Source organism: Thauera terpenica 58Eu (assembly GCF_000443165.1).
Lineage (GTDB): Bacteria > Pseudomonadota > Gammaproteobacteria > Burkholderiales > Rhodocyclaceae > Thauera > Thauera terpenica.
Genome location: NZ_ATJV01000059.1, coordinates 110321 through 125663, shown reverse-complemented (window position 1 = coordinate 125663; position 15343 = coordinate 110321). Strand labels below are relative to the sequence as shown.

20 protein-coding genes and 1 pseudogene are annotated in these 15343 nt (G+C 64.3%); 14 read left to right on the top strand and 7 right to left on the bottom strand.

Annotated elements, in window-relative coordinates; translation table 11 throughout:
• The first annotated feature begins 8 nt into the window (after positions 1-8).
• The 5 genes from ctaD to M622_RS31645 all read left to right on the top strand — a co-directional run bounded on the left by ctaD (position 9) and on the right by M622_RS31645 (position 3525).
• Positions 9-1586, top strand: a complete 1578-nt coding sequence (gene ctaD, locus M622_RS31660; RefSeq protein WP_021249681.1) for a cytochrome c oxidase subunit I — start codon at positions 9-11, stop codon at positions 1584-1586.
• A gap of 74 nt (positions 1587-1660) precedes the next feature.
• Entirely contained in the window at positions 1661-1777 is a 117-nt protein-coding gene (locus M622_RS40425) for a cytochrome oxidase small assembly protein (RefSeq protein WP_021249680.1), read from the top strand.
• Positions 1774-2406, top strand: coding sequence for a cytochrome c oxidase assembly protein (locus tag M622_RS31655; protein ID WP_021249679.1), 633 nt, complete (start codon positions 1774-1776; stop codon positions 2404-2406). The genes M622_RS40425 and M622_RS31655 overlap by 4 nt, the downstream gene beginning before the upstream one ends.
• A complete protein-coding gene (locus M622_RS31650) occupies positions 2403-2615 on the top strand; it encodes a DUF2970 domain-containing protein (RefSeq protein WP_031346973.1) in 213 nt (70 codons plus the stop codon). Before M622_RS31655 ends, M622_RS31650 begins: the two co-directional genes overlap by 4 nt.
• 34 nt (positions 2616-2649) lie before the next feature.
• Entirely contained in the window at positions 2650-3525 is an 876-nt protein-coding gene (locus M622_RS31645) for a cytochrome c oxidase subunit 3 (RefSeq protein WP_021249677.1), read from the top strand.
• A 71-nt stretch (positions 3526-3596) separates the two neighbouring features.
• Here the strand turns inward: M622_RS31645 and M622_RS31640 are convergent, their stop codons facing one another.
• Positions 3597-3800, bottom strand: a complete 204-nt coding sequence (locus tag M622_RS31640) for a DUF2909 domain-containing protein (RefSeq protein ID WP_021249676.1) — start codon at positions 3798-3800, stop codon at positions 3597-3599.
• A gap of 72 nt (positions 3801-3872) precedes the next feature.
• On the opposite strand from M622_RS31640, the gene M622_RS31635 reads away from it, so the two are divergent.
• The 5 genes from M622_RS31635 to M622_RS31615 all read left to right on the top strand — a co-directional run bounded on the left by M622_RS31635 (position 3873) and on the right by M622_RS31615 (position 8091).
• On the top strand, positions 3873-4721 hold the full coding sequence (locus tag M622_RS31635) for an SURF1 family protein (protein ID WP_021249675.1): 849 nt from the start codon (positions 3873-3875) through the stop codon (positions 4719-4721).
• Positions 4687-5346 carry a redox-active disulfide-containing membrane protein gene (locus tag M622_RS31630; RefSeq protein WP_052028716.1) on the top strand — a complete coding sequence of 220 codons (660 nt, stop codon included), beginning with the start codon at positions 4687-4689 and terminating at the stop codon, positions 5344-5346. Before M622_RS31635 ends, M622_RS31630 begins: the two co-directional genes overlap by 35 nt.
• Positions 5343-6482, top strand: coding sequence for a COX15/CtaA family protein (locus tag M622_RS31625; protein WP_021249673.1), 1140 nt, complete (start codon positions 5343-5345; stop codon positions 6480-6482). Before M622_RS31630 ends, M622_RS31625 begins: the two co-directional genes overlap by 4 nt.
• Positions 6479-7375: a heme o synthase gene (cyoE, locus tag M622_RS31620; RefSeq protein ID WP_021249672.1), complete on the top strand. Its 897-nt coding sequence runs from the start codon at positions 6479-6481 to the stop codon at positions 7373-7375. Before M622_RS31625 ends, cyoE begins: the two co-directional genes overlap by 4 nt.
• A gap of 95 nt (positions 7376-7470) precedes the next feature.
• Complete coding sequence (locus M622_RS31615; RefSeq protein ID WP_084520740.1) at positions 7471-8091, top strand: SCO family protein; 621 nt, start codon at positions 7471-7473, stop codon at positions 8089-8091.
• A 33-nt stretch (positions 8092-8124) separates the two neighbouring features.
• Here the strand turns inward: M622_RS31615 and M622_RS0120325 are convergent, their stop codons facing one another.
• From M622_RS0120325 to M622_RS40720, 6 genes and pseudogenes are all read right to left on the bottom strand, one after another.
• The gene (locus M622_RS0120325) at positions 8125-8361 is read right to left on the bottom strand and encodes a DUF433 domain-containing protein (RefSeq protein ID WP_031346968.1); all 237 of its coding nucleotides are present in this window, start codon (positions 8359-8361) and stop codon (positions 8125-8127) included.
• Between the two features lie 84 nt (positions 8362-8445).
• On the bottom strand, positions 8446-9297 hold the full coding sequence (rpoH, locus tag M622_RS31610; protein WP_021249669.1) for an RNA polymerase sigma factor RpoH: 852 nt from the start codon (positions 9295-9297) through the stop codon (positions 8446-8448).
• Between the two features lie 51 nt (positions 9298-9348).
• Positions 9349-9789 carry a putative toxin-antitoxin system toxin component, PIN family gene (locus M622_RS31605; protein ID WP_021249668.1) on the bottom strand — a complete coding sequence of 147 codons (441 nt, stop codon included), beginning with the start codon at positions 9787-9789 and terminating at the stop codon, positions 9349-9351.
• The gene (locus M622_RS31600; RefSeq protein ID WP_021249667.1) at positions 9782-10030 is read right to left on the bottom strand and encodes a type II toxin-antitoxin system Phd/YefM family antitoxin; all 249 of its coding nucleotides are present in this window, start codon (positions 10028-10030) and stop codon (positions 9782-9784) included. Before M622_RS31600 ends, M622_RS31605 begins: the two co-directional genes overlap by 8 nt.
• Positions 10031-10194: 164 nt before the next feature.
• Complete coding sequence (locus M622_RS31595) at positions 10195-11259, bottom strand: OprD family outer membrane porin (protein WP_021249666.1); 1065 nt, start codon at positions 11257-11259, stop codon at positions 10195-10197.
• A gap of 49 nt (positions 11260-11308) precedes the next feature.
• A pseudogene (locus tag M622_RS40720) lies at positions 11309-11458 on the bottom strand (outer membrane porin, OprD family); the annotation flags it as partial.
• Between the two features lie 399 nt (positions 11459-11857).
• On the opposite strand from M622_RS40720, the gene M622_RS31590 reads away from it, so the two are divergent.
• From M622_RS31590 to M622_RS31575, 4 genes are all read left to right on the top strand, one after another.
• Entirely contained in the window at positions 11858-12955 is a 1098-nt protein-coding gene (locus M622_RS31590; protein WP_021249665.1) for a porin, read from the top strand.
• Positions 12956-13298: 343 nt separating this feature from the next.
• Positions 13299-14096, top strand: a complete 798-nt coding sequence (locus tag M622_RS31585; protein ID WP_021249664.1) for a symmetrical bis(5'-nucleosyl)-tetraphosphatase — start codon at positions 13299-13301, stop codon at positions 14094-14096.
• A gap of 56 nt (positions 14097-14152) precedes the next feature.
• Positions 14153-14569 (top strand): HIT family protein, encoded by a 417-nt coding sequence (locus tag M622_RS31580; RefSeq protein ID WP_021249663.1) that lies wholly within the window; start codon positions 14153-14155, stop codon positions 14567-14569.
• A gap of 246 nt (positions 14570-14815) precedes the next feature.
• A complete protein-coding gene (locus M622_RS31575) occupies positions 14816-15289 on the top strand; it encodes an outer membrane lipoprotein (protein ID WP_021249662.1) in 474 nt (157 codons plus the stop codon).
• Positions 15290-15343 lie beyond the last annotated feature (54 nt).

The window sequence follows — 15343 nt, the reverse complement described above, 5'->3', positions numbered from 1 at the left end:
GACCCCGCATGGCCGCCGTCACACATGATCAGCTCCAGGGGCATCAACATGGCCAGAGCGGCCTGATGCGCTGGATCACGACGACCAACCACAAGGACATCGGCACGCTGTACATGTTCTTCAGCTTCTTCATGTTCCTGTCCGGGGGGGTGATGGCGCTGACGATAAGGGCCGAACTCTTTCAACCCGGCCTGCAGGTGGTGCAGCCCGAGTTCTTCAATCAGCTCACCACCATGCACGGGCTGGTGATGGTGTTCGGCGCCATCATGCCGGCCTTCGTCGGCTTCGCGAACTGGATGATCCCGCTCATGATCGGCGCCAGCGACATGGCGTTTGCGCGCATGAACAACTGGAGCTTCTGGCTGTTGCCGCCGGCTGCGATCCTGCTCCTGGGCTCCTTTTTCGTGCCGGGGGGTGCCGCCGCCGCAGGGTGGACGATGTATGCGCCGCTGTCGGTGCAGATGGGCATGGGCATGGATCTGGCCATCTTTGCCATCCACATCATGGGCATCAGCTCGATCATGGGCGCGATCAACATCGTCGTCACCGTGCTCAACATGCGCGCGCCCGGCATGACGATGATGAAGATGCCCATGTTCTGCTGGACCTGGCTGATCACCGCCTACTTGCTGATTGCGGTGATGCCGGTGCTGGCCGGGGCGGTGACGATGATCCTCACCGATCGCCACTTCGGCACCAGCTTCTTCAACGCCGCCGGCGGTGGCGATCCGGTGATGTACCAGCACATCTTCTGGTTCTTCGGTCATCCCGAGGTCTACATCATGATCCTGCCGGCGTTCGGCATCGTCAGCCAGATCATTCCCGCCTTCGCACGCAAGCCGCTGTTCGGCTATGCGTCGATGGTGTACGCGGTGGCCGCGATCGCCATCCTGTCCTTCGCGGTGTGGGCGCACCACATGTTCGCCACCGGCATGCCGGCGGCAGGCCAGCTCTTCTTCATGTACGCCACCATGCTGATCGCGGTGCCCACCGGGGTGAAGGTGTTCAACTGGGTGGCGACCATGTGGCGGGGTTCGCTGAGTTTCGAAACCCCGATGCTGTGGGCGGTCGGCTTCATCTTCGTGTTCACGATCGGGGGCTTCACCGGACTCATCTGCGCCATCGCACCAATCGACATCCAGGTGCAGGACACCTATTACGTGGTGGCGCACTTCCACTATGTGCTGGTGGCCGGGTCGCTGTTCGCCCTGTTTGCCGGTGCCTACTACTGGCTGCCGAAATGGACCGGCCACATGCCGAGCGAGTTTCTTGGCAAGTTGCACTTCTGGTGTTCGCTGGTGTTTTTCAACATCACCTTCTTCCCCATGCACTTCCTCGGCCTTGCCGGCATGCCGCGCCGCATTCCCGACTATGCGCTGCAGTTCGCCGATTTCAACGCGCTGATCTCGATCGGGGCCTTTGGCTTCGGCTTGTCGCAGCTGATCTTCCTGGTCGCGGTGATCAAGTGCATCCGTGGCGGCGAGCGCGCCGCCGCGCGCTCCTGGGAAGGGGCGGAAGGGCTGGAATGGACGGTGCCGTCGCCGGCCCCGCATCACACCTTCGAAGAAGCGCCGGTGCTCAGATGAGCACACGCGGACGCAGGGTGCGGAGTTTTTTTATGGCCTTGGGCGCCATCGCCCGAGCGTGAGGGATGAGGAGCATGACCCGCAAGGATGAACGCAAGGCTGCCAACCGCCGCACCGGCCTGATGCTGGCTGCGCTGGCCTGTCTGTTCTTCGTTTTCGTCATCCTCAAGTACAAGGTGTTTGGCCAATGAACAAGTCGATCATGCGCGCTGATGACAATCGCCGCCTGCTGCTGCGTCTGGCTGTGTCGGCGGTGGTGATGTTCGGCTTTGGTTTTTTGCTCGTGCCTTTCTATGAGCAGATCTGCGAGGCCACCGGCATCAACAACTATCTGCGCCCGGAAGCCGAGCAGGGTGCGCGCGCGGTGGGAAACACACAGGTCGACAGCAGCCGCAGCGTGCTGGTGCAGTTCGATGCCAACCTGCACGACCTGCCGTGGCGCTTTCAGCCGCTGCAGCGCTCGATCGAGGTGCATCCGGGGCAGTTCGTGCAGATTGAATACGAGGTCATGAACAATCGCGACGTGCCTGTCACTGGCCAGGCAGTGCCGAGCTACGGTCCGCAAGTGGCCGCGCGCTATTTCAACAAGATGGAGTGCTTCTGCTTCGAGCAACAAACGCTGGCGCCGGGTGAGCGCCGCATCATGCCGGTGGTGTTCGTGCTCGATCCAGGCTTGCCGCGCGAGGTCAGCGTCATCACCTTGTCCTACACCTTCTTCGAGCTGCCGGGGCGCAATACCGCCGTGCTGACGGGCGGACCAGCGAAGCAGCAAGCCGGCTCCCGCTCGCCCGCCCCAGCGCGCGGAGCGGGGGCGACATGAGTACACCGACGCCCAGGCCGCATCAACGCGCCGGGGTGTGGCCGACGCTGCGGGCGGTGCTGTGGTCCTTCGTCGGCGTGCGCCGGCGGCAGGCCTATCACGATGATGCGGGTTCGCTCAATCCGCTGGCGGTGGTGCTCGCAGGCGTGTTTGTGGGGGTGGTTTTCGTCGTCTTCATCGTCATCGTCGTGCAAGTGGTGCTGGCGTAGTGGCATCAAAGCAGGTTCGGACAGGGGAAACGTCATGAGTCAGGCTACAACTACCCGTTCATTCGACCACTACTTCGTGCCCGAACCGTCGAAGTATCCGATCTTCGGTTCGGTCGCCTTGCTGCTCTTCGGTTCCGGCGCCGCGATGTGGCTGAACAAGGTGGAGGCCGGGCCGTGGATGTTCTTCGCTGGCCTTGCCATTCTCATCTACATGCTCTTTGGCTGGTTCGGGCAGGTGGTGCGTGAGTCCGAATCCGGCCTGTACGGACAGCGGGTGGACGCTTCCTTTCGCTGGTCCATGGGCTGGTTCATCTTCTCGGAGGTGATGTTCTTCGCCGCCTTCTTCGGCGCCTTGTTCTACGCCCGCGTGCTGTCCGTGCCCTGGCTCGCCTCCGGCGACAACGAGGCCTTGCTGTGGCAGGGCTTCAGCAGTGCGTGGCCAAGCTCCGGACCCTACACTCCGAGCCGGGCGGACCCTTTCACACCGATGGGGGCGTGGGGCATCCCGGCGATCAACACGCTCATCCTGCTCACCTCGGGCGTCACCCTGACTTTTGCGCATTACGGTTTGCTGGCCGGCAAGCGCGGTCGACTTACCTTGGGGCTGGCGGCCACCATCTTGCTGGGGGGGGTGTTCATCGGCTTGCAGGCCTACGAATACGTCCATGCCTACGCGGAGCTCAACCTGCGGCTCGACAGCGGCATCTACGGCTCCACCTTCTTCCTGCTCACCGGCTTTCACGGCCTGCACGTCACCATAGGCGCGATCATGCTGACGGTGATGTTGTTTCGCGTGCTGGCCGGGCACTTCAGCGCCCAGCATCACTTCGGCTTCGAGGCGGCGGCCTGGTACTGGCACTTCGTGGACGTGGTGTGGCTGATCCTGTTCGTCGTGGTGTATTGGCTCTGAGCGCGCGCGCACAAAGCCCGAATCGCCATGCTCAGCCCACGCCTTTGTCTCCGTCTTCTTCTGCGCTGTGCTTACAGCTTGCCGTCTATGAGTCCGCTGGCAAAGCCCGCCATCAGCAGCGCGAACAGCGTCAGCGACAGGCCGACACGGATGGCGAGCGCGCGCGCCATGAGGGTGCTGGGCTGGGCGCGCTTGCCGCCGCGCAGCAGCATGAGCAGCGCCGAGCCCAGGCTGGTGATGATGAGCAACAGAAACAGGATGACGACGACGCGCATGGTGGGTCTCCTCGGGCCTGCGTTGCAGTTTAGCCGCTCGCAAACGCATGGCAAACGCTGTCCGGAGTCGACGTGAGCCGCGCCCGCTTCCCCGCCGCAGTGCGCATGCTGACGCCCTTGCTGGCGGGGCTGCTGGTGATTGCAGTCACCGTCATGCTGGGCAACTGGCAGGTGCGTCGCGCGCAGCAAAAGACCGCGCTGCAGGCGGTGCTCGACGCTGCCGCCCAGCGTCCGGCTGAGGCGGTCGCGGCCAGTGCTGCGCTCAGGGAGGCGGCTGACAAGGAGGGCGCCGGGCGTGATCTCAGTCCGGCTCAGGCTGTCGAGCGCGGCCAGCGCGTGTTGCTCAAAGGCGAATGGCTGGCGTCGGCCACGGCCTTCCTCGACAACCGCACGCATGCAGGCCGGGCCGGCTATCACGTGCTCACGCCGCTGCGCCTGGCGGATGGCTCGGGGGTGGTGCTGGTCAATCGGGGCTGGGTGGCTGCGGACGCGGACCGGACGGTGCTGCCCGAGGTGGCGCTGGCACCGGCGCAGGTGACGCTGGAGGCGCGCGTGCACCTCCCCGAGGCCGATGCGTTCACGCTGGCGAAGGCCGGACAGACCGAGGCCGGCCGGGTGTGGCAGGCGGTCGATCTGAGCCGCCTCGCAGCGCGCGCGGATGTGAGCCTGCCCTTGTGCTCGACGAGCGGCGCCGGGGTGGCCTGTCTCGCATCCTGGCTTGCGCTGCAGACCTCGGACACGACCGACGGCCTGGTGCGCGACTGGCCACTGCCGGCGGCGGGCATCGACCGCCATCGTGGCTATGCTTTTCAGTGGTATTGCCTGGCAGCGCTTGGCGCTGCCCTCACTGCCCGCTACGCCTGGCGCCTGTTTTCGCGGAGACACCATGACGACCGGAACCCTCGCCTCGTCGGATCTTGAACCTGTCCAGGCCTTGCCCCCCGCCGCGCGCCGGCGCGGGCGGCGTACCTTGTTGCTGCTCGCCCTCGTGTGCGTGCTGCCGGTGATTGCGTCGTATGCGATGTTCTATCTATGGCAGCCCGAAGGGCGGGTGAATAATGGCAGCCTGCTGCAGCCGGTGCTGCTGCCCGAATCCGCACTGAGTGGCGTCGGCGCTCAGCCCGAGCTGGTGCGTGGCGAGCTCGAAGGACGGTGGACGCTGCTGCTGGCCGCGCCCGCAGCCTGTGACGCCAGCTGTGCCGGTGCGCTCTACGTGTCGCGCCAGGCCCGCCTGGCACAGGCGAAGGAAATGGAGCGCGTCGGTCGGGTGTGGCTGATCACCGACGGCGCCGAGCCGGGCGATGAGCAGCTCACCGGGTCCACCACCTCGCTTGCGGACGAGCTGCGCATCGCTCACGCCAATGCCGACTGGCTGGCAAGCCTGCCCGGGCTGGCGCCGGGCGCAATCTATCTCGTCGATCCGCTGGGCAATGTGATGATGCGCTTCGATGAACGCGCCGATAGCACCGCTGCCGCCCGTGCCCTGACCAAGGATCTGCAGCGTCTGCTGAAGTATTCCGCGCTTGGGCGAGGAGGGCGGTCGTGAGCACAGGGCCAGGCCGCAGCCTCGCGCTGTATCGCCGCCTGGCGCTGGGTGCGCTGTTGCTCACCTTTGTGGTCGTCGTCTTTGGCGCCTATGTGCGGCTCGCCGATGCCGGTCTGGGCTGCCCGGACTGGCCGGGCTGCTATGGCCAGCTCAGCCCCGCGCATGCCGCCGATCTCATCCGTGATGCGCACGTGGCTGCGCCGGAAGGCCCGGTCAGTCTGCACAAGGCCTGGAAGGAGATGATTCACCGCTACCTGGCCGCCAGCCTGGGCGTGCTGGTCATCGCCATCGCGGTGCTGGCCTGGCGTCTGCGCAGCAGCGCACGCGCGTCGCCGCGGGTGGCGCTGGCGCTGGTAGGGGTGGTGATATTTCAGGGCTTGCTGGGTAAATGGACGGTGACGCTGTTGCTCAAGCCCGCCATCGTCACCGCCCACCTGCTCGGGGGTCTCACCACGCTGGCCCTGCTTGCCTGGCTGACGCTGCGTGCCTTTGGCGCGATGCAGATGGGGGCTGTGCGGGGAGAGGGTGTGCAGCTGGAGGGCGGATCGCGCGCCGTGGCTCCCGTGGCGCTGCAGCTTGGGGCTCGCCTCGCCTTCGTCGTGCTCGTCGCCCAGATTGCCCTTGGCGGTTGGACCAGCACCAACTACGCGGCGCTGGCCTGTACCGATTTTCCGCGCTGTCACGGCAGCTTCGCACCGGTCGCCGATTATGCAAACGCCTTTCACGTCGTGCGCGAGCTGGGCATGACCGCCGCCGGAGACCTGCTGTCGAATGCCGCGCTCACCGCCATTCACTGGTCGCATCGTGTCGGCGCGCTGGTGACGGCGGTGGCTTTGTTCCTGCTGGGCTGGAGGCTGTGCCGACAGCGTGCCTGCTTTGCCATCGGTGCCACCGTGCTGGTCGTGCTGATGCTGCAACTGGGGCTGGGCATCGCCAACGTGTTGTTGTCGCTGCCCCTGCCCCTGGCAGCGGCGCACAACGCCGGTGCAGCGCTGCTGGTGGGGGTAATGGTGTGGGCCAACTACAGGCTGAGCGCTGCGCCAGTGTCGCAATCTGCCGCTGTGCGCCACCCTACCCAGGCTGTGGGTCGCTCAGCGGTGGCGCTGAGGATGGGAATTGAGGAGCTACGATCATGAAAACCTTCGCCTTCGACCTCACCCGCGGCAACCGCCTGCGCGCCTTCTACGTGCTCACCAAGCCGCGGGTGAACACCTTGATCGTGTTCTGCGCGGTGATCGGCATGTTCCTCGCCGTGCCCGAGGGCTTGCCCAATGCGTTCACGGTGTTCGCGGCGACCGTCGGCATTGCCTGCGTAGCCGGTGCGGCGGCGGCGATGAACTGCCTCATCGAACAGCACATCGATGCCCGCATGACGCGTACCCGTGCCCGGCCTCTGCCTCGCGGGGCGCTGTCCACGGGTGAGGCGCTGGTGTTTGCCACCGTCCTCGGCGGCTGTGGCCTGCTGGTGCTGCATCAGGCAGTGAATCCGCTCACGATGTGGCTCACGTTCGCCACCTTTGTCGGCTACGCGGTGATCTACACCGTGCTTCTCAAGCCGCGCACGCCGCAAAACATCGTCATCGGCGGCGCCTCCGGGGCGATGCCACCGGTGCTGGGCTGGGCGGCGGTGTCGGGTGAGGTGAGCAGCGATGCGCTGCTGCTGTTCCTCATCATCTTTGCGTGGACGCCACCGCACTTCTGGGCGCTGGCCTTGTATCGCACGGCAGATTACGCGCGTGCGGGCCTGCCCATGTTGCCCGTCACCCACGGCTCGGAGTTCACCCGCCTGTCGGTGTTGCTGTACACCTTCATCCTCTTTGGCGTCACGCTCCTGCCCTTTGCCACGCGCATGAGCGGGGCGCTCTACCTGGCGGTAGCGGTGGCGCTGGGGCTGCAGTTCATTCGTTACGCCTGGCGGCTTTATCGTGAGTACAGCGATGCGCTGGCGCGGCGTACCTTCCGCTTCTCCATCGTGTATTTGTTCGCGCTGTTCGCCGCCTTGCTGGTCGACCATTACCTGCCGTGGTGAAGGTGCGCTTGAGCGCGTTTGAGCGCCGGTGGTGGCGAATAGCGGTACAGGCGTTATCATCGGGCACTGATTGATCAAGCTGCATAAGGTGCCTGATGTCCTCTCGTCTTCCTCATTTTTCCGCCCGCCTGTCTTCCTTCACCCGCATGGCGGCCGCCGCTTTCGCCCTTGCCCTGCTCACCGCGTGTGCGCCCTCTGAGCCCGTGTTTCGTAGCACCGACATCACTGGCGCCGAATACGGCAAGACCTTGCAGCTCACCGACCATCATGGTCAGACGCGCACCCTGGCCGACTTCAAGGGCAAGGTCATCACCATCTTCTTCGGCTACACCCAGTGCCCGGATGTCTGCCCCACCGCGCTATCCGGCATGAGCGAGGTCATGCAACAGCTCGGCGCGGATGGCGACAGGCTTCAGGTCCTGTTCGTCACCGTCGACCCCGAGCGCGACACGCCCGAGTTGCTGGCCGAATATGTGCCGGTGTTCGACAAGCGTTTCCTCGGCCTGTACGGGACGCCCGACAAGATCGCTGAGATCGCCAAGGATTTTCGCGTGTTCTACCGCAAGAGTGGCGACCTCGCCGGCCACTACACCATCGACCACTCGGCCGGCACCTATGTGTTCGACCCCGAGGGGCGCTTGCGCCTGTACATGAGGCACGCCGAGGACCCGGCGCTGATGGCGGCAGACATCAAGGCGCTGCTGGCAGGCAAGTGAGCGCTGCGGGCAGCTGGCTATCGACCAGCAGTTTCACGCGGCAACAAGTATTGCGTGATCGGCCTGGAGTGAAGCGTACTTGAGGCAGGCGCGAACATCCGCCTCCTCGAGATAGGGGTAATCCTCAAGAATTTCTTCGAGGTCGGCTCCCGCGCTCAACAGGGCGAGCACATCAGACACTCGAATGCGTAGACCGCGGATGCAGGGACGACCGCCACAGTGGCCCGCTGAAACGGTAATTCGATCCAGAAGTTCGGTGTGATGGGGCATGGTCTTACCTCCGTCATCTGCCTTGCTCGTCGAGTATAGCCACTTGTCTGCCGCAGTGAGGCGAGCTGAGCCTGGAACTGACGATCACGCCACCTCAGCCAGCATGGTGCGCATCTTCTGCATTGCCTTGGCCTCGATCTGGCGGATGCGCTCGGCCGACACGCCATATTCGGCCGCCAGTTCGTGCAGGGTGGCGCTGTCGCCTTCGTTCAGCCAGCGGCGCTGGACGATCATGCGGCTGCGCTCGTCCAGGTTGGCGAGCGCGTCGCGCAGGCCGCTGTCCTGCAATTGGGCAAGCTGGGTCTGTTCGAGCACGGTCGATGGTTCGGCGTGCGGGTCGGGCAGATAGGCGATCGGCGCGAAGCGCTCGTCGTCATCGTCGCTACCGCCTTCGAGCGGCACATCGCGACCACCGAGACGGGTTTCCATCTCCACCACTTCTTCGGGTTTCACCCCGAGTTTGGCGGCGATCTCGTCGACTTCGGTCGGGTTCAGCGTGCTGCTGTCCAGCTTCATGCTGCGCAGGTTGAAGAACAGCTTGCGCTGCGCCTTGGTGGTGGCGACCTTCACCAGACGCCAGTTCTTGAGCACGTATTCGTGGATTTCGGCCTTGATCCAGTGCATCGCAAACGACACCAGGCGCACACCGCGTGTGGGGTCGAAGCGCTTCACTGCTTTCATCAGGCCGATGTTGCCTTCCTGGATCAGGTCGGCATGCGGCAGGCCGTAGCCCAAGTAGCCGCGTGCAATCGACACGACCACGCGCAGATGAGACATGACCATCTGGCGCGCGGCGTCAACATCGCCTTCGTCGCGCAGACGGGTGGCCAGTTCGACTTCCTGCTGCTCGCTGAGCATCGGCATGCGATTGACGCTGTGGATGTACTGATCCAGGCTGCCGGTGGCGGGAACGGGAAATGACAGGGCGTAAGACATAGGCTGGTGTCCTCCTTTTGCCCAAATATTAGCACTCTCGGAGTGAGAGTGCTAAGGGGCGGCGGGGTTCCTTGCTGATGCTTGCATTGCGATGAACTCAGCCGGCGTCACGATGGGAATGTCGCACCAGGGATGCAGCACGAGCAGATCCTTGTCACCGGTGATGATGGCTGCTGCCTCGCCTGCGAGCGCGAGTTCAAGGAACTTGTCGTCGCGCGGGTCACGGCAGGCTACAACCTTACGGGTGATAGGCACGATCCGCATGACGCCCCCCAGCAAGCGGATGAATTCACGGCGATCTGCGCGCGAAACGTAAGGGTCGAACTTGGGTCGGGTGAGCACTGCGGTGAGTTCGGTCAGGGTCTCATCCGAGCCCAACAGATTGCCTCCGGCAAGTGCGAGATCGACGGCTCGGGCGGCTGTGCTGCGTGGCGCTAGCAGGCGACTGACAAGCACGTTGGTGTCGACCACGCAATGCGCGGCTTCAGTCATCGGCAAGCAACTCGGCCAGTTTGTCCTCGGTCAGTCCCGCCTGGGTCGCCTTGTCGCCGATGGCGTCGCAGAAGCGTTGAAATTCGCTGACATTGAGGCGGGTGAGACGTTCGTACTCCTGCATCGACAACACGACCGCCACGTTGCGCTTCTGGCGGCGGATGATCACAGGCTCGCGTGCTGCCATGTCGAGCAGTCCCGCCAAGCCTTGCTTGGCTTCGGTCGCAGACAGGGTGCGCATGGTGAAGGCCTCCTTAAGTCAATTAATAGTACGAATTGTACATTTTGTACTGAAAATATGCTTGTCTTCGACGATGAACGGGTGCCGGGCTCCGCAAGCGAGGACGCGAATCGCGGAGCCCGGCGACGTGCGTGCTAGCCAGGCGAACGCCTGGCCGCGCAGGCTCAGAACAGGTTCAGCGGGTAATCGATGAACACGCGCACTTCGTTGCCTTCACTGTTGTAAGCACGCGCATCTTCCGACACGCGCAGCGCCGAGGCGCGCAGGCGCACGCTGAGATCCTTCGCCGCGCCGCTCTGCACCGTGTACGAGAGCTGGTTGAACCACTCCTGCTCTTTACCGCGGTTGGCTGCGCCGGCGTCGATGTTGTCGCCGCGCACATAGGCGATGCGATAGCTCAGACCGGGCACGCCGTATTCGGCGAAGTCCACCGCGTAGCTCAGCTGCCACGAGTGCTCATCCTTGGCGTTGAAGTCTGACCAGTAGGAGTTGGCGAGAAAGATCGTGCTGCCGCCGTCGCCAATCCAGCCTTCGCTCTGATAGAAGCCATAGTTGTAGCCCACGTCACCGCTGCTGCGCTGATGCGCGAGGGTGAAGGCGTGCGGGCCGGTGGAATAGGTCGCGGCCAGACTCCAGATCTTGTTGCGGCCCTCGTTCGGATCAAATTTCTTGTCCTGGCGGGTGCGATAGGCGTTGAGGTCGAAGTTCAGCGCATCGCTGGCCAGCGGCAGGGTGTAGTTCAGGTTCAGGTACTGGCGCTTGAGCACGTCTTCGACATCCGAGGCGTAGAGCGCTGCACTCAGGGTGGGGCTGAAGGCGTAGCTGCCGCCAATCACGTCGATGCCCTTCAGGCCGCCACTGTCGCGCCCTTCGTCACTCTTGCGCGACTCGGCATGGAAGCGGCCCATATGCACCTGCAGGCCTTCGATCTCGTTCGAGCTCAGCATTGTGCCGGTGAAGCTCTCCGGCAGCAGGCGCGAGTTGTCATGGTTCAGCACCGGCAGCGTCGGGCGCAGGTCGCCATGGGCGATCACCGTGTTGGAAAAACGCAGCTTCAGCGCCGCGCCCGCCTTCGCCACGTCGCGTTCCGGGCGGCCGCTGCTGTCCTGGCGGAAGAAGTCGATGCCAGCGGCGCCACTGCGGCCCCTGCCGCTGTCCAGGCGCAGGGCGTACATGCCGAACGCATCGACGCCGACGCCCACCGTGCCCTGGGTGAAGCCCCAGGGCAAAGTTCAGCACCCCTGCCTGGCCCCACTCGGCCTTGTCCTGCCTGCCCTGCTTGTAGTCACGGCTGATATAGGCGTTGCGCAAGAACAGGTCCAGTGTGCTGTCCTCGACGAAGCCCCTGGCGTCGGCCTGTCCCGCCGCCAGCGCTGGCGTTGCGCTCACCAGTCCCAAAACGATCAAACTTGCCCATTGCTTTGACATGGTGTGTAGTCCTTGAAGTGCTTGATAAGCTGTTTGCAATTGCGACGCGTGGATTGGCCACGGCGGTCGGCGTGGATTCTCGCATTGCGCGCGGGCAAATGCAGCCACTGGACGGCGTTTTTGCGTTGCCTTGCACCGCCGCCACTCAGGCTGCGTGGAGCGTCACTCCAGCAGGGCGCGGGCGCGTCCTGTGGCTTGCCGCGGAACGGGCCTATCCAGGCCTTCGGGCTCGCATCTGTTGCATGTCCGCAACAACAATCCCCGTAATGTGGTGTTTTCGCGCCCCCAGGCTTGCAAGGAAGGCGCCAGGTTTGCAGAATCGCTCCAACTTCTCGCCAGAGAGGTGAGTAGGACCAAGGCAAGCGCCGAGGTCACAACTTCATATTTGAGGAGAAACACATGCAAAAGAAACTGATCGCGCTGGCCGTTGCCGGCCTCGTTTCGGCCCCGGTCTTCGCTCAGTCGAACGTGACCATCTACGGTGTTGCCGATGCCTACATGGGCTTCGGCAACCACGGTGGCAACGACCTGGCCGCGGTGCAAAGCGGTGGCCTGTCCGGTAGCCGCCTGGGCTTCCGTGGCGCTGAGGATCTGGGCAATGGCCTGAAGGCCGTGTTCACGCTGGAGCAAGGTGTTGACATCAGCAATGGCGTTGCTTGGTCGAGCGTCGGTGGCGACTCGGTCTTCTCCCGCCAAGCCCTTGTTGGCCTGAGCGGCGCCTTCGGTACCATCAGCCTCGGCCGTCAGTACGCTCCGGGCTTCGACTTCCAGTACGACGCGCTGCTCGCGTCCGCCATTTCGCCGCAATTCATCCTGTCGACTGGTGTGGGTTCGTCCCTCTCGGCGTCCAGCTTTGCTCGCTGGGACAACTCGGTGGCCTACAACGGCATGTTCTCGGGGCTGAAGGTTCGCGCCATCTACAGCATGGCCGCAGGTGAAGATACTCGCACCACCTCCCTGGCCGCTGGCAACTGGGCTGATCCGTCAGATGACGACGCGATGGGTTTGGGCCTTGAGTATGCAAACGGCCCGCTGAAGGTCGGTGCGGTGTACCAGATGCTGCAGACGGCCAGCAACGCGGCAGCGGCTGATGACCAGACCGAATGGCTGCTGGGCGGTAGCTATGACTTTGGTGCCGCAACCCTGGCGCTGTCCTACCAGGACGCAGAGAGCCTCGGCAGAATGAAGGGCGAGGATGCCAAGCTGTGGCAATTGGGTGTCATCGTCCCGGTCGGCGCCGCGGGTAACGTCCATCTGGGCTACGGTGAAGTCAAGGCTGACAATGTGGTTGGCAGCAACAGCGCGAAGTCGAAGAGCTACTCGCTGGCCTACACCCACGCCCTGTCGAAGCGCACGACTGCTTACACGGGTTACAACCGTACCGACAACGATACCGGCCTGGCTCTTGGCCCGATCGCCGATCTGGACAAGACCGGTCTGCGTAACGGCGGCGAGAACTCCGATCTGTTCGTGGTTGGCGTTCGTCACACCTTCTAATCTGTCCTTCCGACAGGTTTGAAAGCAAAACGGGAGCTTCGGCTCCCGTTTTTTCGTACACGCCTTGCACAAAACATCAAATTGGCGGAGAGGCCCTAGCGCCGGTCTTGGTGCTTGAGCCGGTTTTCGCCTGACTCCAGGTTCGTGGCGGCTTGTGGGGCCGTGCTGCAGTCCAGCCTCGAATGCGTTTCACGCGCGCGTTGTGGCGTCCTTGCACTCGCCTTACGCCATGATGTGGCTGCCTTCAGCCCTTGCTATGGCCCCGTCTTGATTGAGCCAGTAGACTGCGCACTTCCTGCAACCGCGCTCAGGTCGTGGCGACACGTGCCGGCAGATCCAACGCATGTCCACTTACGCCATCGGCGACATCCAGGGTTGTTACGCAGCGCTTGCACACCTGCTCGAGCGCATCGCCTTCGACCCCGCGCGCGACCGCCTGTGGCTGGTCGGTGATCTGGTCAATCGCGGGCCGGAGTCGCTGCGCGTATTGCGACTGTTGCGCGCTCTGGGCGATGCGGCAACGATTGTGCTGGGCAATCATGACCTGTATCTGTTGATGGTCGCCGCCGGCCATTCTCGGCGCGACAGCGACGACACCTTGGCACAGGTGCTGGAGGCGCCCGACTGCGACGACTTGCTGCACTGGCTGGCGCGCTGGCCCTTGCTGCATGTGGAGGGTTCGCATGTGCTGGTGCATGCGGGCTTGCTGCCGGGGTGGACGGTGGCGCAGGCGCAGGCGCTGTCTGGCGAGGTGGGCGCCGCGCTGGCGGGTGCGCAAAGACACGAGTTTCTGCGCGAACTGGCGGGCAACCGACCCGAGGCCTGGAACGATGGTTTGCAGGGCTGGGAGCGCTTGCGCGTCATCGTCAATGCGTGCACACGGATGCGCTTCTGTACGCCGGATGGGCGCATGGCGCTGCGCGCCAAGGGGCCGCCGGAGCAGGCGCCAGCGGGCACCCTGCCGTGGTTTCAGGTGCCCGACAGGCTCAGCCGCAGCCATACCATTGTGTGCGGACATTGGTCGGCGCTGGGCTTTCATCGCGTGCCGGGCCTGATTGCGCTCGACTCGGGCGCAGTGTGGGGCGGTAAACTCACGGCGGTACGACTAGAGGACGGGCAGGTGTTTCAGGTGCCCGGCTGAAGACTTGCGCAGCGCCACGGGCTGCGCTGATCCCCTTAAGCAAACGAGGAAAGAAAATGACTGAGTGCGTGTTTTGCCGCATCGTGCGTGGCGAGCTGCCGGTATCGAAGGTGTACGAGGACGCGCATACGCTGGCGATCATGGACCTGCAGTCGGTGAACCCGGGGCATATGCTGGTGCTGGTAAAGCCCCATCACGAGAACATCTACAGCCTTGACGACACCCTGGCGGGCGCGGCCTTGTGCACGGCGGCGCGCATGGCGCGCACGGTGAAGAAGCTCACCGGCTGCGCCGGTGTGACGGTACTGCAGGCCAATGAGCCCGCAGCGGCGCAGACGGTGTTTCACTTTCACATCCATGTCGTCCCGCGCTGGGTGGATGACGGTCTGGAGCTGGTGTGGCCGGTGAAGAATCCGCCGCGCGCGGCGCTGGAGGAGATGGCGGCGCGTCTGCGTGAGGCGGTGTGTGACTGAGCGTGCAGGGTGGCCGCTGCGCAATCCGGACATGGCACAGTCCATTCTCGGTAGTGAAGAGTTACTCACTTGCCTGCAACCGGCGCGCTACTGCCGGGTCAACTCAGGCTGATGACCCAGTTTTTGTAGCGCCATTCGGCAGACTCAGGACGAATGCTTGCCGGTTTGATGGCTGCTGAAGTGCGACAAGACGGGTCCCCGTGAGGCCGAGTTGGCCGCGGTGGTGGAGGCTTTTACGGAGGGTTTATGCTGAATCGAACTTCCAGGAAACTGCGCGCGGCCACGGTGGCCGTGCTTGCGTTGCTGGTATTGGGTGGCTGTGCTCAGGGGCTGGGCGGTGGGGCGTATTCGCGCACCGAGGCGCGGCGGGCGATGATGGTGCAGTTCGGCACCATCGAGTCGGTGCGTGGCGTGCAGCTCGAAGGCACGAAGACGCCCATCGGCTCGGTGGCGGGCGCGGCCGTGGGCGGGATCGCGGGCAGTGGCGTCGGCGGTGGGCGCGGGTCGGCGGTGGCGGCGGTGCTGGGTGCGGTGGCCGGTGGTGTCGCAGGTTCGGCGCTTGAAGAAGGTGCGACGCGCACGCCGGGTGTTGAAGTGACCGTGCGCCTCGACAATGGGCAATACCTTGCCGTGGTGCAAGCGGACGGCGGCGAAAGCTTTCGCGCCGGTGAGCGTGTGCGCGTGCTGCGCGACGGCGGCACCACACGCGTTTCGCGCTGATGAATGGCCCCCCACCACCCAGGAGCAGAGCGGCTCGGGCGGCAAAGCTGGTGC